Raw genomic sequence first — 21,933 nt, 5'->3', positions numbered from 1 at the left:
GAGTAATTATTTATGAGTTCAATAAACGGTACACAAACCGGAAGCCACAGTCAGCAGAACCAAAACATGAGAGATATTCAATTAGTCCTGGCGCGCTGGGGAGTATGGGCAAGATACAGTTCCGGGCTGGATTATTCATCTATCGCTGCGGGCTTTAAGGGGTTATTGCCTGATACGTCTAAGAGTAAAGCCTCCTGTTGTGATGATGACGGCCTGGTTGTCGATGGCTGCGTTGCTCGATTAAAACAATACCGGCCAGATGAATATGAATTGATCATCCGTCACTATGTGCTTAATCAATCCAAGCGAGCAATTGCTCGTCAGCAGAAAAGAGATGAAAGACTAGTGCGAATTAATATGCAAATGGCGGAAGGCTTTGTTGATGGCTGCCTGGCAATGTTGAATGTGAAATTAACTATGGATCCTTTAATAGAGAATTTACATATTTATGAAAAAACACTAACGCGGTCCGCAAAAAGTGTATTAGTCTGACATTACTGGTTAGTTTGTTACGCAATTATCATAATTTAAAATCTCGCTTTGGTGAGATTTTTTGTTTTTTAGTTGATATGTATTTAATTAAAAATAAATCTATTTTTTATAAAAAAACACTAACGCGGTCCGCAAAAAGTATATTAGTCTGATATCACTGGTTCGTTACATACTGATTAAGAAAGAGGAAAGCCCCGCATGGTTGGGGCTTTCCTCTTTCTGTTAGTCATACGCGCAAGTGTATCGGCTTGGGAGGTATTAAATGAGTGAACAAAATCCACTGCCGTATTGGTGGGCAGGATCGCTTGCTCTATTTTCAGCGCTTAGTTTACAGGATTACATCTTTATTCTGGGTACTATTATTAGCGTAATATTTACCATCAAAACTTATTACGTCAATTTACGGGAAAAGGACGCAATAATTAAAGAAGAGCAGAGACGAACAGAAATTCTACGAGATTTTTTGCGTAATAAAACAGTGGCCGATATTCCAGCCGCAATTGCGGTATGTAATGACGCGCTACACAAAATGGAGAGCTGACATGACGCCTTCACTGCGTAAGAAAGTTTTGGGTGCCGCAGCCGGTGGAGCAGTTGCCATTGCCGGAACATTGCTGGGTGGGCACGATGGTTTTGAAGGACGTAAATACATCGCCTACAACGACGTAGTGGGCGTCATGACGCTGTGTGATGGTCACACTGGTAACGACATTATCCAGGGAAAACTGTATAGCGATCAACAGTGTGATGCGTTATTACAGCAGGATTTACGGGTGGTGAAAAAGTCAGTCGATGATGCGATACAAGTACCTGTGGGAGATTACACCCGCGCAGCGCTCTATTCATTTACCTATAACGTCGGTAAAACCGCATTTATCCACTCAACCTTATTAAAAAAACTCAATAGCGGAAATATAACCGGTGCATGCGGGGAGTTGCGCCGCTGGATTATGGCGGGTGGCAAGCGCTGGCAAGGTTTGGTTAATCGGCGTGAGATTGAACATGAACTTTGTCTGACACCGAACCTGACGGCAATGAAAGCCAGGGAGGGCAAATGAACAGGCGTGCCATCACCACGGTGTTGCTCGCGATATTACTCATGGGGCTGATGGCCAATACCTATCGCTTGAGTGCCAAACAGGTGCAGGAGCATGCGGAGTTACAGGCTGAACGAGTTGTTAATCAAACATTGGATAACACCATCGCTGCCTATCAGTTAAACGATGCGGCTAATCGGGCTGCCGTCGCACGGCAGTTGGAAAATGAAAGGGTACTGCGACATGAAACTGAGGATCGTCTCAAGCGTTTTGTGGCGGCAACCGCAACTGACAACTGCGCTGTCAGCCGTATGCCTGAGCCTGGCATTAGTATCTTGCGTGAATAAGCCAGCCCTTCAGGTGGTGAAATCCCCCTTGTTACTGCCACCTGAATCGGCGATGACCCAGTGTGAAATCCCGGAGTTTGTTGGTTCCACATGGGGTGACAGTAGTTTATATGCGTTGGCACTCAAGCGAGAGTTACGCCTCTGTAAAGGACGGCTTGATGAGGTCATTCGTTGGCGTAATAACCAAATTGATAATCCACTCTCGCCGTGAGACGACAGGTTTATCCCCGAACGGGGCAACCATTTACCAGGAGAATAACTATGACCGGTAATAAGGTCGGATATCTCATTTTTTATCAGGTGAGCCTATGAATGCTGCACAAATCAGGCAACTGGCCGCTGCCGCATTATTGGGCAAAACAGATGCGGAAGGTCGTATCTATTCAACTGATGCATGGCCGGTAACCACTTATCCGGCCATTTTGTTACAGACACCACTTGAAATAAAAGAGTCTATTGGCCGCAATGTACCGCAGTTTAATACCATGACCACCTTACGCATTAGCGGGCATATCCAACTAAGTGAGGCGGTAAATCGAGTCACGGAAGCGGCAGAGGCACTTGAGCGTTTGTGTGAACAGATTCAACGGGCAGTGATTAACAGTTATGAACTGACTCGCCAGATTCAGCAATTTGCCAAAGTGCGTACCACGATGGGTATCGATACTAGCAGCGAGCAACATTTTGCTGAAGTGAAAGTAGAACTCGATCTCGAGTATTACCAAGGGCCGGAAGACTTCTTCCCAGTAGAGACCACGCCACTGACAGGTATCGACATTGCGATTGATATGCCTGATGGCACCACAGACCCGCTGATCGCCATCACCCTTTCGGAGTAACCCTATGTTTGTAAAACCGATGACTGGCCGCGCAGTGCGTGACCCGGTCAAGGGCACCTTTTTGCCTGAATCTGGCGCAGAGGTTCCTGATAACCCATTTTGGCACCGTCGTATTCAAGACGGTGATGTGGTGCAGGTTACGGTAAAAACAGCGAAACCTGCATTTTAAGTGTTAACAACGGAGAGTAAAAAATTATGACAATTCCTTTCACTAATATCCCGAGTAATCTGCGTACGCCACTGTTCTTTGCTGAGTTTGATAATTCCCAAGCTAACACAGCGAGCACCCCTCAACGGACTTTGATTATCGGGCAAACCCTGACGGAAAGCACTTTGCCCGTCAATGTGCCGCTGCTGGTTTCATCTGTCGCCACCGTTGCCGGTTTGTGTGGTGCAGGTTCAATGCTACATGGGCAAATGGCAGCGTATCTGGCCAATGACAGCGCTGGTGAAATCTATCTTCTACCATTGCGCGACTCTGAAGCTATGGTTGCTGCCATCGGTAAAATTACCGTGACGACTCCGGCATCAGCAACCGGTGTTATCTCACTGTATATCGCCGGTATTCGTGTACAAACCACGGTAGTGCCGACTGATGATGCCAATACCATCGCTCTGGCGCTGGCGGCGGCAATCGAGAGTAAACCTGAATTACCGGTAACTGTTGCCCATACTGGTGATGGTGTATCGGAAGGCGCTGTTGTAGTACTAACGGCCAAAAACAAAGGAGCACATGGTAACAATATCGATCTGCGTTTGAACTATCTGGGGAGTGCCGGTGGAGAGACCACACCGGAGAGTCTGGTGTTGTCGATCACTCCGATGGCTGGAGGTGCAGGCGCGCCTGAACTGGCAAGTGGCCTGGCAAACTTACAGGATCGTACCTTCGATTTCATTATCAACCCTTACACAGATACCGCGTCATTGGATGCCATCAAGGCATTCCTTTCTGATAGCACCGGGCGCTGGAGCTATAGTCAGCAACTGTATGGTCACAGCTTTGCGGCTCACTCCGGCACCTATGGTCAACTGACCGCGGCCGGTGAACTGCGTAATGACCAACATGCCTCATTGCTCGGGATCCATAACTCGCCGACACCGGCTTACCTGTGGTCAGCCGCGTATGTTGGTGCTATTGCGCAAAGCTTGCGTAATGATCCCGGCCGCCCACTGCAAACGTTGGCAGTAAGTGGTGTATTGGCAGCGCCCCTTTCTAGCCGTTTTACCCTGACTGAGCGGAATAACTTGCTGCATAGCGGTATTTCAACCGTGACGGTGGCGGACGACGGGACAGTTCAAATCGAAAATATCATTACGACTTATCAGACCAACAAATACGGTGCTGCGGATGATAGTTATTTGCAAATTGAGACCTTGTTCTTATTGATGTTTGTCACGCGCTACCTACGAACTCAGGTGACCTCGAAGTTTGCTCGCATGAAGTTGGCTGCCGATGGTACCCGTTTTGCACCAGGCTCGGCCATCATCACGCCAAATACCATCCGTGCCGAGCTGATTGCTCAGTATCAGACCCTGGAATTTAATGGCTATGTTCAGGATGCCAAAGGTTTCGCCCGTGGCCTGATAGTTGAGAAAAATGCCAGTAATCCAAATCGTGTTGATGTGTTGTGGACCGGCGTGCTGATTAATCAGTTGCGTATCTTTGCGGTTCTCAATCAATTCCGTCTGCAAGCGGCTGTTTAACCCTTAGCCATTTAATGCACTAACAAAAAAGGAAATAAATTATGAGTGATACTTCAAACCGCCTGGCAGGTACGGCTTATGTCACCGTTGATGGCATTACTATTATGGTGGCCGGTCAGTTCAAATACAGCCCTTCAAAGGTAAAACGTGAAACTGTCATGGGCATGGATGGGGTGCATGGCTATAAAGAAACCGTGGTGGCACCGTCCATTTCCTGCACTATCCGTGACAGTGGCGGGGTCTCTATCAGTGATTTTAACGACCAGACCAATGTCAATATTGTCTGTGAATTGGCGAACGGCAAAACCATTATTGGTAGTGGCATGTGGTCGGTGAGCACGTTGGTGGTTGACAGCACTGAAGGCACGGTTGATGTGAGCTGGGAAGGCGGTTCGGTGACGGAGAATTGATATGACTGTACTGGAGCGCAGTAAAACTATTTCACTGGTGAAAGCCATTCAACACGACGCAACCAAGACCACCTACGAGGTGGTCGAGCTGAGTGAACCGACACTGTTGCAAGTACAGCAATTCTACGATGAGCAAACCAAGTCAGGTTCGCTCAGCGGTATGGGATTGCTGATTGCCTTGGTCTCAGGGGTGCCGCGTGAGGCTATCAAGAAAATGGCTTTTACCGACTATAAGGCCTGTGAGGTTTATATGATGGGTTTTTTAGCCTACTCCCCAACAGGGGGCGATGGCGCGAAATAATCGCTGACGTCACTTACTATTATAGCTGGGGGCCGGGCGATGCCTGGTCCCTGACTTACAGTAGCTTAATGTGGTGGTGCCAGCAGGCCGGGCGGATTAATAAAATTAAGGCTGGCAAAAATGGCTAATAAATACAATATGAATACGGTTTCTCCATTATCTAAAGTACCGCCTCAAATATTCAGTAACTATAAATTAGCTGGTGGTGGAAACACAATTATTGCTGTTGGAACTGCGGGAGTGGAATGGCTTAATAACGGTGCTGATGAGGCCCGTAAAATAAATACAGCAGCGAGGAACGTTAACGCACCTATTGATCAATTTAGTCAAATAAGTGGCGCTATGCGTATTCGAGGTGTTGAACAAATGGCTGCGATAAAATCAACTGAGCAGCTCTACAGCAATTTGAATAATATGCTATGGGGCCATAATGATCAGGGGCTGGCGCAGCTACATGAGTATGGGTTTGACATTATCAGTAATGAAAATGGCACAGTGGATGCTACTGCAACAATAGCTAAAATTGCCGAGGATTTTCCACAAATGGCACCCCAAGTACAAAGTAAACTGACGGATGCTCTGAAAATAGACGGTAATACTATTGAGTTGCTGCGAGAGGGGGCGCAACTAAAAGATTTGCTGGCTAAATCTACTTTATTTGGCCTAACTATTGATCCTGAGCTTAATATACAATTGACAGAGTTAGACCAGAATACTGATGAGTTAAGTGCTGCTTGGGATGTTTTGAAAGATAAGCTATCTAACATCGGATACGAAATTCTTGTCTCTGATGGCTCTGTGGCTGATGGCATTGGTGGTGTAACTGACACGCTAACTTATGGTCCAGATAATTTTGCCATAATGCGTACTTTAGGGATAATCAGTGGTAATGACTCGGCGAAAATGCGATGGGCATATAATAATACAGATTTTAAAAAACAGCTTAATTGGTATGAAATAACCATGCTTAATAGCGGTCTTATGACTGATGGATTTCGTAAGAAATATCAGGATCATATTAAGCCCAATGATGCAGAGAAAATAAATTATCAGACTGAAAATGCGGGTGTTATTTCTGGGCTTCGGCCAATTAAAATTGAGTCTACTCCATTAACTGATCTTTTTAATCTGGGATCTGGGGCTGAAGTTGAAACTCAAACACAAACGCAGAACACCTGGAGCAACAACCGCATAACTGAATTCGGTGCTGAAGATCCCTATTCCCTTAGCCCCTCATCTTCTCTTGCGCCAGATAATAATATAGGCAGCATCCCTACAACTGAATCACCTATTTACACTGACTCAGCGGGGGGCTTTAACGCTAATGCTATTGCTGATGTTATCGCTACCGCGATGCAGAACAATCGGGTGCAGATTGAATTGACGTTAATCGACAGTCGAAGCGGTGAAAGCTTAGTGATCCCAACTCAGGGAGGCAGCAGAATAGCTCACGCCATGCAGATGTAATTCCCTATTAGTATCCGTAAAAATTAACCAATCAACATATCGATATAACCCGCTCCGGCGGGTTTTTTATTTCCTAACGTCTACTACTGGACAGGAGAACGAAATGTCACTTATCAATAACGCACTATCAGCGCTCTTGGGAGGAAGCGACGACAGTTGGCAATGGTCGGAACACCTCCATCAAGCCTCCTTTCGGGGAGTGCCCTTCGTGGTCCTGAATAGCAAGGGCAGTTTTGGTCGTCGTCAGGCAGTGCACACTTACCCTTATCGCGATACCAGCTATATCGAGGATTTGGGGCGCAGTACACGGAACATTGTTTTAACTGGATTTTTGGTACAAAACAGCCAGATCTACGCCGCACCTGATGTAATGACTCAGCGCGATTCATTGATCGCAGCTTGTGAAATGGCCGGGCCAGGGACATTGGTTCACCCAACGTTGGGTGAGATGACTGTCAGCATCGCTGACACGGGGTTGAAAATTGATGAAGGTGTTGGCAGCGAGCGGGTATTCGCGTTCAGCTTAACCGTTATCGAATCCGGCTTACGTGCCTTTGCCATCACCGGTATGGCTGAAATGAGTGCGTCTGTCCACTCCTCTTGGCTGGGATTGAGCGCCAAAGCAGTCGCTGGTTTTATCTCAACGGTAAAAGGAGAGATGCGCTCCGCCACTCAGGTAATAAAAACCTTGCAAAGTACGGCGGAATTTTGGAGCCGCATGGTAACGAATACTGCCAATGAGGCCAGTAATCTGGGTAACGCACTGCGCTCAACCTTTGGCCGAAACCGTTATGGCCGCTTTAACCACGGTACTGTCGGTGGCAGCAGTTCGGGCGTGACGGAAGCGGTGAACCAGCAAAGTGATACCACCAACTTACCCATGTTAGTGGCGCAACGGCTGGCGTTTATCGTCGAAGGGCGAGCGGCAATCAGTGCTGCCGTGAATGAGTTACTTGCGACTAACAGTGTTGAGGGGCATGCCGACAAGTTACTCACTCTGGTTAACACGCTACTAAATGGCGGTTTTAGCACACTGGATGTTATCCGCATGATGGAAAACCTGACAGCGGCTCACGACGACGCCTTCCGAGCCAATAGCAGTGATATCGCAATTGCTGACGCCAGCCATCATTTAATGATGACTTTATGCGCCGGAGGGATGGTCATCGCGGTGGCGCAGTATCAACCGGAAAGTTATGACGATGCTGTCGCTGTACTTGGCAGGGTCAGTGAGGTGATTGATAGCTCAACACTGGCCGCCGCCGATCGCGGTAATGATGAAACCTACCGTGCGCTGATGCAAATGCGCGAATCTATCGTGGCGCTATTGCAACAGTCCGGGGCGAATTTATCTCGCATCAACGAGGTTAGTTTTAACCGCTCACTACCCGCGCTGATGCTGGCGAATCGGTTATATCAGGATGCGCTACGTGGTGATGCACTGGTGAAAATGGCGAATCCGATTCATCCGGCATTTATGCCAATTCGGTTTAGGGCATTGAATCTATGAATAATAAAATGCCAAGTGATGACTTAACACTGGAGATAGACGGCAGAGCGATCACCGGTTGGAGCAAAGTTCAGGTCACGCGGAGTATTGAAAAATTACCCAGTAGCTTTGAGTTATCGCTGATGGATCGTTATCCCGCCAGTGGAGGGCAACAGTGGATTATCCCCGGAGCTCCCTGCGTGGTTAAGTTGGGTAATGATGCTGTGTTAAATGGCTATATTGACAGTTGGGATTGCGCTATTGCGGCCACAACACATCAAGTCAGTGCCTCGGGGCGCAGTAAGTGCCAGGATCTGGTGGATTGCTCCGCTGAGTGGACCAACAGCGTGATTAGCCAATCCACGGTGTTGCAGATTGCGCAAAAACTGGCCGAACCTTACGGCATCAAAGTGACCTCTGATATTACCGATATGACCATTGTGCCGAAATTCACTCTGAATTGGGGAGAAACGGCGCAAGCGGTGATTGATCACGTCACGCGCTCTGCTGCATTGCTCTATTACGACCAGCCGGATGGCAACTTATATCTGACCCGCGCTGGAACGCATAAAGCTGCCAGCGGTGTGGCACAGGGCATCAATATTCTTAGTGCCAATCTTCATACCGATATCAATCAACGCTTTGTTGATTACACCGGCGTGGTGCTCTCTTCCAATGCCGCAGCCAGGCATTCTGCCTCGGGTGGGGATAACACCTCGGTGCGAGCTACCACGCGAGACACACTATTGGCCGAACAATTTCCGGCCCGCCATCGTAACCGGGTCATTATCGTCGAAAGTACAGTGAACTCGCCACATTTGCTGAAAGATTGCATCGAATGGGAAATGAACCGCCGCTCTGGTCGCGCTAACGTCTTGACAGTGCAAGTTGACAGTTGGCGCGATCGCCATGGCCGGCTATGGGAAGTTAATACATTGATTCCCATTACTATTCCAGCATTTGGGCTTAATGATGAGCTGTGGCTACTCTCGGAAGTGGTTTATGCCAAAGATGAGAAAGGGACGACGAGCAAAATGACCCTGATGCCACCTGCTGCCTTCACATTCCAGCCTTACAACATTAAGTGACATAGGGGGGAACTATGAATGACCTAACCGGGCAAATTTCGACCCTGTACCGGCAGATAAAAATGCTGTTGGGACTTGGGCGAGTGAGTGCCGTTGACGACAGTGACGGGATACAAACCGTGCAGTATCAAACTCAACTGGAAGTCCACTCTGATACCCCAAGGCTGGCTGAGTTTGGTTTTTCATCGGGATTGCCAGTTGGCAGTGACGTGGTTATCGGTTTTCTGGGCGGGGACCGATCCAACGGCCTGATCATCGCCTCCAACCATCCGGCTTATCGCCATTCAGGACTAACAGCCGGAGAAACGGTGATTTATTCCCAGTGGGGGCAATTTATCAAACTGACGGAAAGTGGGGTAATCATTGAGGCTAACAATCAGCCGGTGACAATCAATAATGCTACCGCGGTGACGGTAAACGCATCGGTAAAAGTACGGCTGAATACGCCGTTACTCGAGGTTAGCGGCGATATTGTTGATAACGCAGACGGTAATAGCATCACGCTGAAAACCTTACGTGATGCCTATAACAGCCACAACCATCAACTCAAAAATGTACAGTCGGGCAGCTCGACCCTTACCAGTGAGACGCCCGCTAAGGTGGTGCGATGACAACAGATATTAAAACGGTTTGGGATGTCGATGCCTCATTGGGAGATTGGCAGACAGGTCGCGGGGGAGTGCTGGATGGCGATGATTTGCATACCGCTATTTTACTGAGTTTGTTTACTGACCGTCTGGCGCGAATTGATGATGCTATTGATGGCGATGATCGCCGCGGCTGGTGGGGGGACAGCGGGGCGCTATCAGCTATTGGTTCGCGGTTGTGGTTATTGCGACGGGAAAAACTTACCACTCAGGTTGCGATCAAAGCCGAGGACTACGCGGCAGAAGCATTGGCGTGGCTGACCGAGGATCGTGTTGTGGCGGCCATAAACACCCGGGCACAAATAATTTACCCCAATACATTGCTGTTGATTATTGCTTACCAACAACCGGGTAAAGCCCAATCTTCAGTGAAATTTTCATGGGTATGGGAGGAGTAATTCATGCCATTTAATCGACCCACGTTAAGTGAATTGCGACAACGCAATCAGTCTTATATTCAATCGGAACTGAAAACCGGCGGCAACTTACTGCGTTTCTCCAATATTGGCGTTATCAGTGACGCAGATGCGGGGATGGCACACCTGCACTATGGCTATCTGGATTATATCGCCCAGCAAGCCACGCCATACCATGCCACCGACGAGTACCTTGCGGCTTGGGCGGCACTGAAAGACGTGTTTCGTAAAGCAGCAAATCCGGCTACTGCGACTGACGTTCGCTTTAGTGGGATAGCTGGACGAATTATTCCTGCTGGCCGCTTGCTTAATCGGGCCGACGGCTATCAGTATCGGCTTGATAATGAAGTGAAGATTTCTCCCGATGGTCACGTTCTGGCAGCTATTACCGCCATTTTACCCCGTCCATTGGAGGATGCGACTGGCGGCGGTAGCCGGGGTAACAGTGCGGCTGGCACCCTGCTGACGCTAGATATTGCTATTGATGGTGTTCAGGCCACCGCCACAGCACTGAGTAAAATTTCCGGCGGTGCGGATATTGAATCTGAGGATGCATTTCGTTCCCGTATGCTATTGGCTTACCAGAATATCCCGCAAGGTGGTAATGATACCGACTATCAATCTTGGGCATTAAGGGTACCGGGAGTGACCCGTTGTTGGGTAAAACGGCGGCTGATGGGGGCAGGGACTGTCGGGGTTTATATTATGTGCGATGACAACGACCACGGCGGTTTTCCGCAAGGTAGCGACGGTATTTCATCGCTGGAATCATGGGGGGCGGTAAAAGCCACTGGTGATCAACAACGGGTAGCAGATAATATTTATCCACAGCAACCTATCATTGCGTTGGTTTATGTTTGTGCGCCAGTTGCACAACCCATTGATTTTGTTATTAGTGGGATTTCACATGCTGATAGTGCTACCACGACCGCCATCAATGCCGCTATCGACGAGGTGTTTTTCAGCGAAGGTGAACCTGGTGGCAAAATCTTGTGGTCATCACTATTACTGGCAATTGGTGAGGTCACGGGGACCGGGGGCTTTATTATGCAATCTCCGGCGGCCAATATTGAGTTACAAACTGGCAAACTCCCCATTAGGGGTACGGTGAGCTATCTATGAGTCGCTACTCTGTCAGTGAATATACTACCGCTTTGCAAGCATTAATGCCGATGGGTTTAGTCTGGCCACGGCGACCGGATGGCGTGCAGACTGAGGTACTGCGGGCGTTGGCAAATGCGTATCAGCGTAGCGATGAAGATGCGCAAGATTTGTTGTCTGCGGCATTCCCGGCAACGGCGACGGCTATGTTACCTGAGTGGGAAGCCACTGTGGGGCTACCGGATCTATGTGCCATTGGTGAAGTAGACAGCATGATCCAGCGCCAGCGGGCCGTGGTGTCGAAATTGTTTGGCATCGGCGGCCAGTCTGCATCCTATTTTATCCGTGTGGCCAAGGCATTGGGTTACTCCATTGCTATCACCCAATACCGGCAAGCCTGTGCAGGTATGTCGGTATGCCGTGATGCATTGAACGGTGACGAGTGGCCATTCACGTGGTTGATTACCGCACCCGAAACCACGCTTCATTATGCTCAATGTGGCCTAACTTATTGCAGTGATCCGTTGCGTTCATGGGGCAATAAACAACTTGAATGCCGGTTTGCGGTGTTAAATCCGTCTCATAGCATTCTGAAGTTTGGCTACGTTAGCTAACTAATCAATTTCTATTAATTTAAAACGCCTTAATTGGTGAGGTATTACTATGCAAAAAATTGGAGATATTCCTAATTCACGCGCCGACAGTAATGGCGAATTTACCGACGGCAATGTCGCCGGCGGCGTTCCCCCAACGATATTACCGGCGGAATGGTTTAACACCTTACAGCGGGAATTAATGAGTGTTCTTTCTGCCGCTAATATTGATGCTGACAGTGAGAAGTTTGATCAGGTGGCGACTGCTGTCTCTAAATTAATTACTGATGGTGGATTTTTAAAAACAGCCAATAACCTTGTGGAAATTAAAAATGCCGGCCCCGCCGCTGTCGCTGAGACTCTCGTAAACCTTGGTTTGGGCGATGCAGCTAAAAGGAACGTGGGAACGGGCGTTAATCAAATACCTGATATGGCAAGTTTTGCTGCTTCACCAACTCCAAACGGATATCAAAAATTGCCAGGCGGGATCATTATTCAGTTTGGTTCTGCATCAGGGAGTCAAGTCGTTAATTTACCTATTGTTTTTCCTAGCAATGCACTTGTTGCTTTTGCATCATCTGGCACACCATCAGCTTATGCGACGACAGGAATATTCACAAAAACAACATTGCAGGTAGTGTCAGCGACAGGCGGTGCTATTGCCTGGATTGCGATCGGATGTTAATAAATAAGGATACAAAATGAGTTCTTACTTTTATAGCCAAACAGATAATAGTTTTTATCCGGTTGATTTAATTGAAGCCTATCAGCAGGCAAGCTCTTGGCCGGAGGATGGAATAGAGGTGTCTGAGGATGTTTTTATTACCTATTCGGGCATGCCCCCAGAGGGGAAAATGAGGGGGACAGTAGAGGGGATGCCTGCATGGTTAAATATTCCACCGTCGCCAGCCCTTACAGCGGATGAACTGGCAGCAAAGGCTCGCAGTTATCGCGATGCTTTTATTATTGCGACTGACCCGATGATGGTCAGTGATTATTGTATCGACGATACCCCACTAACCCAAGCCCAACGTACCGAGCTAACAGCAATCCGCTCTGATTATCGTGCATGGCCAACAAGGGAAAACTGGCCGTTGATTGATTTACCAGAACTGCCACAATGGCTTTTAATTGAAGCTGTCAATCAAGGTTATCGAGTACCTGATTGGCCGGTCGTAAAATAGTGCCAGTGCTCGAAGCCGGGCTTAATAGCCCGGTCTATTCATATTGACTCTACTGAGTAACAGCTATGAGTTCAGTTCTCAGCCACAACTGGCTCGTTAGCGACCCCATTTCATGTTAAATTCGCTATCTTGGGCCATTGCGTTGCATAAGTGCCTTGATTACAGGCGAATCACGGGAATCTAGGTATCAGTATGTTTACATATAAAGAAATATCAGCGCTGAACGAACTGGAATTGATCGTTTATAATTACATCATAAAAAACACTGATAAAGTGATGTATATGACCATCAGAGAACTGGCTGACGCAGCGGGTGTTTCTACCACTACAGTTTTACGATTTTGTAAAAAAATGAATTGTGATGGTTATTCTGAATTCCGGGTGCGGTTTAAATTATATGTAGAGCATGATGAAAAACCACCAGTTAGCTTTGGTATTAGTGAAATAATTAGCTATTTTAAAAGTATTAATAATAGTGAGTTTGACGAGTTACTGGATACGGCCGCAGCACAAATAGCCGCCACGCGCCGAATTATTTTTGTGGGTATAGGAACCTCTGGGGCGTTAGGGAAATACAGCGCTCGTTTCTTCTCGAATATTGGCAAGTTTAGTACTTATATTGACGATCCCTATTATCCTATCAACAGCGATATGTATCAGGATGCTATTGCTATCATATTTTCCGTTTCGGGTGAAACCGAAGAGATTATCCGTATTGCCAATCAGTTCAGTTTACATAATTGTAAAATAATCAGCCTGACAAATAGTGATAACTCAACGCTGGCCAAAATGGCCGACCTTAATATCTCCTATCATATGCCACCTATTGTATTGGAAGGGCATTATAATATTACCACTCAAATCCCAGTATTATATATAATAGAAACTATTGGTAAAAAACTCCCGCAATTAATTAATAAAAAAGCACCATAAAACACCGTGTTTTTTGAGTGTGACATATTCCAATTCACGATTTTTGTTATATCGTGACTTCGCTTTTCTTTTTGCTAGAATCCAATCTCAATCGGCTACGAATATTAATAATAAGCCAATAACGCTCTGGTTATCTTACGCTCAGTACCCGCGACAGGAGATTAATAATGGCAATAGATTACGCACTGACCGCTCAGGAAATTATCCAATATATTGGCGGTGATAATAATGTGATTAATGTCACACATTGTGCGACCCGTTTACGGTTTATATTGAAAGATAATAAAATTGTCGACAAAGAACGTTTAAATCGTGTTAAAGGGGTTATCACCGTTATTGAAGCGGGTGGGCAAATGCAAGTGGTGATCGGTAATCATGTCGGCGATGCTTATAAACATGTCATCAGCTTGATTAATGTCGATGAAAGTGCCCCGGTTGCTGCACCCAAGGTCGGTATTGTTAGCCGTTTGATGGATATTATCTCCAGCATTTTCGCCCCATTCCTTTATCCGTTAGCCGCCTGCGGTATTTTACAGGGGATTATTTCATTTCTTGCCGCCATTGGCTGGATGGATGCGACGAGCGGCACCTACCGTATTCTGAATTTTGTTTCCTGGACCGGTTTTACCTTCCTGCCCGTGCTGGTTGCCTTTACCGCGGCCAAGAAATTTAATGTTAATCCTTTCACCGCAGTTATTACCGCTTGTGCCCTGATCAGCCCTGATTATATGAATATGCTGACGGCCAATAAAATTACTATGCTGAATTCGGCCGATCCAGCCGTTCAGCAACTGATGCAAGAAGCACTGAATAATCCGCAAGTTGCCCATATTTTAAACACTATTGCGGGTATTCCCTTATCATCGCCAACCTTGGATTTCTTCGGTATTCCCGTGCAATACCTGAGCTATACCGCCTCGGTTATTCCGATTATTTTGATGGTATGGGCCATGTCTTACGTGCAGCGCTTCTTTGAGCGGATCCTGCCAATGGTGGTGCGCAATCTATTCACCCCAATGTTCTGTATTGCCATCATGGTGCCACTAACGCTATTGGTGTTCGGCCCGGTGGGTAATCTGATCGGCGGTGCGATTGGTGGTGTTTATAACTCGCTTTATAACCTTAGCCCGGCAGCGGCTGGGTTTATGGTCGGCGCTTTCTGGCAGCCACTGGTCACACTGGGTGTGCATTGGGGGATCACGCCTGTTACCGTTGGTAACTACGCGACTCTGGGTTATGACACCTTTACTGGCCTGCAAGCTTCCGCTGTCTTTGCCATGGCGGGCACCATGTTTGGTGTTTACTTAAAAACCCGCAATAGTGAGATGAAGGGTATTTCACTGTCGGCCGGTATTACCGCGTTGTTCGGTATTACCGAACCGGCAATTTATGGTGTGGCACTACGCCTAAAAAAACCGTTCTTATGCAGTTGTGCTGCTGGCGGAATTGGTGGTGCTATCGCAGGGGCATTTAATGCGGTGTCATGGAGTTACTGCTTACCGGGTATTGCGGTATTACCGGTCTTTTTCAAAGAGGGCCATATGGCGCAGTTCCTTGGTTTCTTGCTGTCGATCACGGTAGCGTTCGTGTTGGGCGCACTTTTCACTTGGTTGGTTGGATTTACTGATGAGCCTGAAAGTGTGCAACAGCAAAACAGCGCTAAAGCATCTGGCGCGCCGATTACTCAGGCGCAAATGAATCGGGGCTAACTGTTTAAATATTCAGGCGGGCCATCCCGCCATTGATTTTCATTTCAAGGGCGTACAGTTGCCCACAGTATTAAGGGAGAAAATAATGAGCCACAAACAATTACCGAAAGATTTCTTATGGGGCGGCGCAGTTGCAGCACACCAGGTTGAAGGCGGCTGGAATAAAGGCGGCAAGGGTGTGAGTATCGCCGATGTACTGTCTGGTGGTGCGCATGGAGTTGACCGGGTGATGACTGATGGCGTACAGGACGGCTACCGTTATCCTAACCATGAAGCGGTTGATTTTTATGGCCATTACAAACAAGACATTGCGCTGTTTGCTGAGATGGGCTTCAAATGCTTCCGTACTTCTATTGCCTGGACGCGTATCTTCCCGAATGGCGATGAGCAGCAGCCCAATGAGGCCGGGTTACAATTTTACGACGATATGTTTGATGAGTTACTGAAATACGGTATCGAGCCGGTCATTACTTTATCTCACTTCGAAATGCCTTGGCATCTGGTGAAAGAATACGGTGGCTGGAAAAACCGTCAGGTGGTCGATTTCTTCGTGAAATTCAGTGAAGTGGTGATGGCGCGTTATAAAAGTAAAGTTAAATACTGGATGACCTTTAACGAGATCAATAACCAGCGCAACTGGAAGTATCCATTATTTGGTTATTGCTGTTCGGGGGTGGTATTTACTGAGCAAGAAAATCCAGAAGAGACGCTGTACCAAGTGCTGCATCATCAGTTTGTCGCCAGCGCCAAAGTCGTCAAGCTTGGTCATGCCATTAATCCTGAGTTCAAAATTGGTTGTATGGTGGCGATGGTGCCGTTGTATCCATTCTCCTGCCATCCTGATGACATGATGTATTCAGTAGAGGCTATGCGTGAGCGTTATCTGTTTGGTGACGTTCATATGCGCGGTTACTACCCTTCCTATATTCTGAACGAGTGGGAGCGTCGCGGATTCACCATCAAAATGGAAGAGGGTGATCTTGATACTCTGCGTGATGGCTGTGCTGATTATATGGGGTTGAGTTATTACATGAGTAATGCAGTTTCTGCCACTAACCCTGGCAGCGGTAATTCACTTTCTGGCTTTGAAGGCAGCGTGCCAAATCCACATGTTAAAGCGTCAGACTGGGGATGGCAGATTGACCCTGTTGGCTTACGTTATTCACTGAGCGTATTGTACGAACGCTATCAAAAGCCGCTGTTTATTGTTGAAAATGGTTTTGGCGCTATCGACAAAGTGGCTGCCGACGGTATGGTTCACGATGATTACCGCATTGCTTACCTCAAAGCTCACATTGAGCAAATGAAAAAAGCGGTATTTGAAGATGGTGTTGATTTAATGGGTTATACCCCATGGGGCTGTATTGATTGTGTATCATTCACTACAGGTGAATATAGCAAACGTTACGGTTTTATTTATGTGGATAAAAACGACGACGGTACCGGTACCATGGCACGTTCACGCAAATTAAGTTTTGACTGGTATAAGCAGGTTATTACCAGCAATGGTGAAGTGCTCTAAGTCCCCAATAAATAAGTGATTTTGGAAAGGCTGATTATGGTTTCGGCCTTTCCATTAATTTCCCCTCGCCCCATTTTACCCATCACTTCAGGTGAACAAACGCAGTTTGTTACATTTCTGGCTGATTAAAAAATATATTTAAATTCAATTAATTAGAACTTATTCCTCCTGTCTGTAGGATGTGGCTGACATATCCTTAAAAAAAGCTGGGTTATTCTCTTACCCTAAGCGATAACATCATGCTTTGCATGGGATATTCGTCAGGGTTAATTCAGTTTTTTTGTGTAAAAAGGATTAGAAATGAAAGGGCAGTTATTAATTGCAGCGCTGTTGGCCGCCAGTTTTTCAGTCTGTGCGGCGGAACATGCTCATTGGGGATATGAAGGTCAGGAAGATCCTGCCCATTGGGGAAAACTCTCACCGGATTTTTCACTGTGCGAAACAGGTAAAAATCAGTCGCCGGTTAATATTCACGGCGCATTGAAAACCCATCACAGTCAACTCGAGTTGGCTTTCCAACCAGGTAAACAGCAAATCGTGAATAACGGCCATACGATTCAGGTGAATGTCAGCACTGGCAATACCCTGAAACTGGACGGCGATACTTTCACATTGCAGCAATTCCATTTCCATACCCCAAGTGAAAATGAGATTGATGGCAAACAGTTCCCGTTAGAAGCTCATTTTGTTTATAAAGATAAAGATGGGGCACTGGCAGTGCTCGCACTCATGTTCCAGCAGGGGGATGCAAATCCACAACTGGCACAGGCTTGGCAGCAAATGCCAACGGCGATTGACCAAATGGCGATATTAAATAAGCCTCTTGATATCAAAGCATTGCTACCCAAAAAGTTTGATTTTTATCGCTTTAGTGGCTCACTAACCACACCACCTTGCTCTGAAGGTGTCAGTTGGATGGTGCTTGAGCAGCCTGCGAGCGCTTCTGCTGAACAAATTAATCAATTCCGCTCTGTGGTTCATCATACGAATAATCGCCCTGTACAGCCACTGAATGGCCGAGTCATTATCGATTAAAACTACGTATGAGTCGCACTATCCTGTCTTCTGGCAGGTAGTGCGCGTGGCTTTTTGCCGCCTGGCCATTTTACACCATAGCCACATCAGTCAAATCCCACAAACAAAAAAACCAACCCTAACGGATTGGTTTTCTTAAGGTATTTTGGTCGGCATGAGAGGATTTGAACCTCCGACCCCCGACACCCCATGACGGTGCGCTACCAAGCTGCGCTACATGCCGATGCTATGACGGTTATACTACATTTTACCGTTATTAATGCAAGACTTGGCAAAACGTTCGCTTGTTTTTTGAGCGCACCAATGCCTGTTTTTAGAGCTAGTTCGCAATAAAACGTTTTATATCCGTCAACACTTGCAGCAGTAATGGAAGTTGAGGCTTTTCATTTTTGATTTCATTGCCTTGCTCATCATAGGTGCGGTATTCACCGTTATTATCTAATACAACGGTTTGTGTTGGCGTAGTAATAACTAACATGCCATTGTCACCGGTTGCCACCCAGTTATTATTGCGCTGTGCGGCGAACAAATCTTCCCCTTGCGAATAATCCTCAGGCGCTGTTTTGACGTGTAACAAACGTTGCATTAGCGTTGTCATGATATCTTCATGATTGGTCAGTTTATTCACGGCCTGCGCTGGCGTGCCTGGCCAATGAACCACTAATGGCACTTGCAGTTGTTGGCGATTAAAGCTGCTGCCTGCACCCCAGGTATCATTGCCGCTGTCATTAAATTCAACACCATGGGCCGCAGTAATAATAACTACGGTTTTATCGAGCTGACCGCGCTGTTTCAGTGTATCCAGAATAGTCGCAATCTGTTGATCTACATCTTTTGCGCCTGCCTGGTAGTGACGGATAAAGTCAGTCGGTAACGCAACCTTCTGCCCGATTACCGGGTCTTGTGCTTCAACTGCCCCGTTGAGGTTAATGTATGAGAACCATGGTGCATTATTGTTGAGCGTGGACAGCCATTGCTGCCACTGTGCCGTGGTTTCGCTATCCGGTTGCACTGCAGGAGTTGGTAATGTGAAATCAGCTAACAGTGCCTGGCGGTAGAGTGGTGACTCAAAACCATCGGATGAGAACAGACCAAACTGATAACCCTGCGCGCTTAATGCTGTAACAAACGCTGAGGGTTCGCGCGCGGAGAGAATACCGTCTAAATAAGTAGGCGAAATGCCATAAAACAGGCCAAATAAGCCCGTATCCTGACGGTTGCCTGAACTGTAGTGGCTGTCAAACTGAATGTTTGAACGGCCAAATTCGGCTAGGGCAGGCATGTCTTTTTGCAGGCTACTGGCACGAATACCATCAACCACAATGAGCAACAAATTATAACCACTGCCTTTATCGCTGAAGGTAATCGGGTTGAGTGGATATTCAACCGCCAGTGCATCTGGATTACCTTGTTCCACCAGGCGACGCTGATATTCCTGCTGATCGAGCAGGCCGTGTTTCTCAAGGAACTTACGGGCGGTCATCGGGTAAGAGAGTGGCAGGTTTGCGCGTTGCATACTGATTGGGCGATAAAAATTGGCATCGGCCCAAATATAAATCAGATGAGAGGCAAAGAACGCAGAAATAAACACCGCCACCAACGGCTTAACAAAGCGTTGCCGGTTAAGGCTGCGTAGTTTTTGCCAGGCCCAAGTGCCGAAAAGCATCTCGACCAGGAAAATGACTGGCACGGCAATAAACATTAATTGCCAATCACGCGCCAGCTCGGTCTGGTCTGGGTTAACCACCAATTCCCATACCACCGAGTTAAGGTGTAAATGGAAACGGGTGAAAACTTCGGTATCAACCAACAGCAGAGTCAGGCCCGCAGTGGCAAAGGCGGCGGAAAGGAAACGGAGTAGTCGCTGCGACATCACCACAAAGGTGAGTGGGAAGATCACCAACAAATAAGCAGCAAAAACGATAAAACTAAAGTGCCCGAGCCAACTGACGAGGGCATAGATACGGCCAACCAGCGATGAGGGCCAATCGGAGACAAACAGATAGCGGCTACCCAGCACCAGGCTAAACAGAATATTAAACAGGGCGAACCAGTGCCCCCAGCTGATCATCTGGGAGACTTTTTCACGATAGCGCTGACGATTTGTCACCATATTGAGATTGCAGTCTTGGCCGATAAATTAATGAGCTTTATCTTCACTTATCGAAGCTTGAAGAGCTTCAGCGAAAGAACGTGCCAATACTTTGCGCTGCGCTGGGGCCACGCTGGTATTGATCAAATTTGTTACCATATTCCCCAACACCATCAAAGAAAGATTGGTGGGAGTACGGTTTTTTTCCATTACGCTGACCAATTCTGACAGCAGTTTTTCGACTTGTTCGTCGCTATAACGGGATGATTGTGCCATAAAAAGTGTGCTCAATACCTGACAAAGTCCCACATCTTACCGTATAGAGACACGCTTTTCCGCTATTTTATAGCATTAAGAATCATTAGCCATTAATTGAGGGGCGCGAATGCTTTAGGGTTGCAGCTCTCAGGCATCAGTGATTGAATACGCCCCTAGCCAAAAGGAGTATTTATCATGAGTCTGGATATTGACCAGATAGCCTTACATCAGCTTATCAAGCGTGATGAACAAACGCTTGATGTGGTGTTGCGCGATTCTCTGTTACCTGCCAATGCTGTAGTTGAAGAAATGATGGCCGAACTGCATCGTGTTTACAGCGCCAAAAGCAAAGCTTACGGGCTGTTTAATGAGCAAAGCGAGCTGGCTGAAGCGCTGAAACGAAGCCGTAAGGGTGATGAAGACTTCCTCAGTTTTAGCCGTGCTGCCACCGGGCGTTTACGTGATGAGTTAGCCAAATATCCGTTTGCCGAAGGCGGTGTGGTGCTGTTTTGCCAATATCGTTATCTGGCGGTGGAGTATCTGCTTATCTCGGTGCTGAGCAGTTGTAATAGTATGCGAGTGAATGAGCAACTTGATCTCAGTACCACCCATTATCTCGATATTAACCGTGCTGATATTGTCGCCCGTATCGATTTAACTGAATGGGAAAATAATCCAGAATCCACGCGTTACCTTACGTTCTTGAAAGGGCGGGTAGGGCGCAAAGTATCCGACTTCTTTATGGATTTCCTCTCTGCAGCAGAGGGGCTGGATACCAAAGCACAAAATCGGGGCTTATTACAGGCGGTTGATGATTACTGCGCGGATGCTGAACTTGGCAAAAATGAGCGTCAGGCATACCGTCAGCAGGTTTATAGCTATTGTAATGAGCAGTTACAAGCCGGTGAAGAGATTGCGTTGCAGGCGCTTTCTCAAGAGCTGCCAACGCTGGGTGAGAAAGATTTTCAGCAATTCTCGACTGAACAGGGTTATGCGTTAGAAGAGAGTTTCCCGGCAGATCGCGGTACCTTGCGTCAGTTAACCAAATTTGCTGGCAGTGGGGGTGGGTTGAGTATCAATTTTGATGCATTGTTGCTGGGTGAGCGTATTTTCTGGGATGCCGCGACAGATACGTTGACTATTAAAGGCACGCCACCCAATCTGCGTGATCAGTTACAGCGTAATTCAGGCAAAAAGTAACGGTTACCACCGTGACGATAGCCAATAAAAAACGCCGCATAAGCGGCGTTTTTTATTTCGGCGTCCCGA

Annotated in this window: 26 protein-coding genes and 1 tRNA gene; 24 read left to right on the top strand and 3 right to left on the bottom strand. The window is 47.2% G+C overall.

Going from position 1 to position 21,933, the window contains the following annotated elements:
* Nucleotides 1–66: 66 nt before the first annotated feature.
* From Q2T71_RS13565 to Q2T71_RS13455, 23 genes are all read left to right on the top strand, one after another.
* On the top strand, nt 67–492 hold the full coding sequence (locus Q2T71_RS13565; RefSeq protein WP_372559924.1) for an antiterminator Q family protein: 426 nt from the start codon (nt 67–69) through the stop codon (nt 490–492).
* 262 nt (nt 493–754) lie between these two features.
* Nucleotides 755–1,033 (top strand): hypothetical protein, encoded by a 279-nt coding sequence (locus Q2T71_RS13560; protein ID WP_083158327.1) that lies wholly within the window; start codon nt 755–757, stop codon nt 1,031–1,033.
* Nucleotide 1,034: 1 nt separating this feature from the next.
* Nucleotides 1,035–1,550: a lysozyme gene (locus Q2T71_RS13555; RefSeq protein WP_372559420.1), complete on the top strand. Its 516-nt coding sequence runs from the start codon at nt 1,035–1,037 to the stop codon at nt 1,548–1,550.
* Nucleotides 1,547–1,876 (top strand): DUF2570 domain-containing protein, encoded by a 330-nt coding sequence (locus tag Q2T71_RS13550; RefSeq protein WP_083158329.1) that lies wholly within the window; start codon nt 1,547–1,549, stop codon nt 1,874–1,876. Before Q2T71_RS13555 ends, Q2T71_RS13550 begins: the two co-directional genes overlap by 4 nt.
* Entirely contained in the window at nt 1,869–2,087 is a 219-nt protein-coding gene (locus Q2T71_RS13545) for a hypothetical protein (RefSeq protein WP_372559419.1), read from the top strand. The genes Q2T71_RS13550 and Q2T71_RS13545 overlap by 8 nt, the downstream gene beginning before the upstream one ends.
* 97 nt (nt 2,088–2,184) lie before the next feature.
* Nucleotides 2,185–2,715, top strand: a complete 531-nt coding sequence (locus tag Q2T71_RS13540; RefSeq protein ID WP_372559418.1) for an ATP-binding protein — start codon at nt 2,185–2,187, stop codon at nt 2,713–2,715.
* Between the two features lie 4 nt (nt 2,716–2,719).
* Complete coding sequence (locus Q2T71_RS13535; protein ID WP_071843434.1) at nt 2,720–2,884, top strand: DUF2635 domain-containing protein; 165 nt, start codon at nt 2,720–2,722, stop codon at nt 2,882–2,884.
* Between the two features lie 26 nt (nt 2,885–2,910).
* Nucleotides 2,911–4,419 carry a phage tail sheath subtilisin-like domain-containing protein gene (locus tag Q2T71_RS13530; RefSeq protein ID WP_372559417.1) on the top strand — a complete coding sequence of 503 codons (1,509 nt, stop codon included), beginning with the start codon at nt 2,911–2,913 and terminating at the stop codon, nt 4,417–4,419.
* A gap of 41 nt (nt 4,420–4,460) precedes the next feature.
* Entirely contained in the window at nt 4,461–4,829 is a 369-nt protein-coding gene (locus tag Q2T71_RS13525) for a phage tail tube protein (RefSeq protein ID WP_042568284.1), read from the top strand.
* Nucleotide 4,830: 1 nt separating this feature from the next.
* Nucleotides 4,831–5,130: a phage tail assembly protein gene (locus Q2T71_RS13520; protein ID WP_042568283.1), complete on the top strand. Its 300-nt coding sequence runs from the start codon at nt 4,831–4,833 to the stop codon at nt 5,128–5,130.
* A gap of 120 nt (nt 5,131–5,250) precedes the next feature.
* On the top strand, nt 5,251–6,597 hold the full coding sequence (locus Q2T71_RS13515; protein WP_372559416.1) for a chemotaxis protein: 1,347 nt from the start codon (nt 5,251–5,253) through the stop codon (nt 6,595–6,597).
* Nucleotides 6,598–6,700: 103 nt separating this feature from the next.
* Complete coding sequence (locus tag Q2T71_RS13510) at nt 6,701–8,107, top strand: DNA circularization protein (RefSeq protein ID WP_372559415.1); 1,407 nt, start codon at nt 6,701–6,703, stop codon at nt 8,105–8,107.
* Nucleotides 8,104–9,174 (top strand): phage baseplate assembly protein, encoded by a 1,071-nt coding sequence (locus tag Q2T71_RS13505; protein WP_372559414.1) that lies wholly within the window; start codon nt 8,104–8,106, stop codon nt 9,172–9,174. The genes Q2T71_RS13510 and Q2T71_RS13505 overlap by 4 nt, the downstream gene beginning before the upstream one ends.
* A gap of 14 nt (nt 9,175–9,188) precedes the next feature.
* The gene (locus Q2T71_RS13500) at nt 9,189–9,785 is read left to right on the top strand and encodes a phage baseplate assembly protein (RefSeq protein ID WP_372559413.1); all 597 of its coding nucleotides are present in this window, start codon (nt 9,189–9,191) and stop codon (nt 9,783–9,785) included.
* Nucleotides 9,782–10,219, top strand: coding sequence for a phage GP46 family protein (locus Q2T71_RS13495; protein ID WP_372559412.1), 438 nt, complete (start codon nt 9,782–9,784; stop codon nt 10,217–10,219). The genes Q2T71_RS13500 and Q2T71_RS13495 overlap by 4 nt, the downstream gene beginning before the upstream one ends.
* A gap of 3 nt (nt 10,220–10,222) precedes the next feature.
* The gene (locus Q2T71_RS13490; protein WP_372559411.1) at nt 10,223–11,359 is read left to right on the top strand and encodes a baseplate J/gp47 family protein; all 1,137 of its coding nucleotides are present in this window, start codon (nt 10,223–10,225) and stop codon (nt 11,357–11,359) included.
* Nucleotides 11,356–11,952, top strand: a complete 597-nt coding sequence (locus Q2T71_RS13485; protein ID WP_372559410.1) for a YmfQ family protein — start codon at nt 11,356–11,358, stop codon at nt 11,950–11,952. The genes Q2T71_RS13490 and Q2T71_RS13485 overlap by 4 nt, the downstream gene beginning before the upstream one ends.
* 49 nt (nt 11,953–12,001) lie before the next feature.
* Nucleotides 12,002–12,616: a phage tail protein gene (locus Q2T71_RS13480; protein WP_372559409.1), complete on the top strand. Its 615-nt coding sequence runs from the start codon at nt 12,002–12,004 to the stop codon at nt 12,614–12,616.
* Nucleotides 12,617–12,632: 16 nt separating this feature from the next.
* A complete protein-coding gene (locus Q2T71_RS13475) occupies nt 12,633–13,115 on the top strand; it encodes a phage tail protein (RefSeq protein WP_372559408.1) in 483 nt (160 codons plus the stop codon).
* Between the two features lie 192 nt (nt 13,116–13,307).
* A complete protein-coding gene (locus Q2T71_RS13470) occupies nt 13,308–14,048 on the top strand; it encodes a MurR/RpiR family transcriptional regulator (protein ID WP_372559407.1) in 741 nt (246 codons plus the stop codon).
* A gap of 167 nt (nt 14,049–14,215) precedes the next feature.
* Nucleotides 14,216–15,757, top strand: a complete 1,542-nt coding sequence (locus Q2T71_RS13465) for a PTS transporter subunit EIIC (protein ID WP_372559406.1) — start codon at nt 14,216–14,218, stop codon at nt 15,755–15,757.
* 85 nt (nt 15,758–15,842) lie between these two features.
* Nucleotides 15,843–17,279: a 6-phospho-beta-glucosidase gene (locus tag Q2T71_RS13460; protein ID WP_372559405.1), complete on the top strand. Its 1,437-nt coding sequence runs from the start codon at nt 15,843–15,845 to the stop codon at nt 17,277–17,279.
* 300 nt (nt 17,280–17,579) lie between these two features.
* The gene (locus tag Q2T71_RS13455; RefSeq protein ID WP_372559404.1) at nt 17,580–18,314 is read left to right on the top strand and encodes a carbonic anhydrase; all 735 of its coding nucleotides are present in this window, start codon (nt 17,580–17,582) and stop codon (nt 18,312–18,314) included.
* A gap of 146 nt (nt 18,315–18,460) precedes the next feature.
* Here the strand turns inward: Q2T71_RS13455 and Q2T71_RS13450 are convergent.
* From Q2T71_RS13450 to Q2T71_RS13440, 3 genes are all read right to left on the bottom strand, one after another.
* A tRNA-Pro gene (locus Q2T71_RS13450) sits at nt 18,461–18,537 on the bottom strand.
* Nucleotides 18,538–18,633: 96 nt separating this feature from the next.
* A complete protein-coding gene (yejM, locus tag Q2T71_RS13445) occupies nt 18,634–20,427 on the bottom strand; it encodes an LPS biosynthesis-modulating metalloenzyme YejM (protein WP_372559403.1) in 1,794 nt (597 codons plus the stop codon).
* Nucleotides 20,428–20,454: 27 nt separating this feature from the next.
* Nucleotides 20,455–20,682 carry a YejL family protein gene (locus Q2T71_RS13440; protein ID WP_372559402.1) on the bottom strand — a complete coding sequence of 76 codons (228 nt, stop codon included), beginning with the start codon at nt 20,680–20,682 and terminating at the stop codon, nt 20,455–20,457.
* Nucleotides 20,683–20,859: 177 nt separating this feature from the next.
* On the opposite strand from Q2T71_RS13440, the gene yejK reads away from it, so the two are divergent.
* Nucleotides 20,860–21,864, top strand: coding sequence for a nucleoid-associated protein YejK (gene yejK, locus Q2T71_RS13435; RefSeq protein ID WP_372559401.1), 1,005 nt, complete (start codon nt 20,860–20,862; stop codon nt 21,862–21,864).
* Nucleotides 21,865–21,933 lie beyond the last annotated feature (69 nt).

This window comes from Yersinia sp. 1652 StPb PI (assembly GCF_041538345.1).
Lineage (GTDB): Bacteria > Pseudomonadota > Gammaproteobacteria > Enterobacterales > Enterobacteriaceae > Yersinia > Yersinia enterocolitica_E.
Note: the sequence above shows the minus strand (reverse complement) of the source record. Positions and strands in the feature narration are given on the sequence as shown.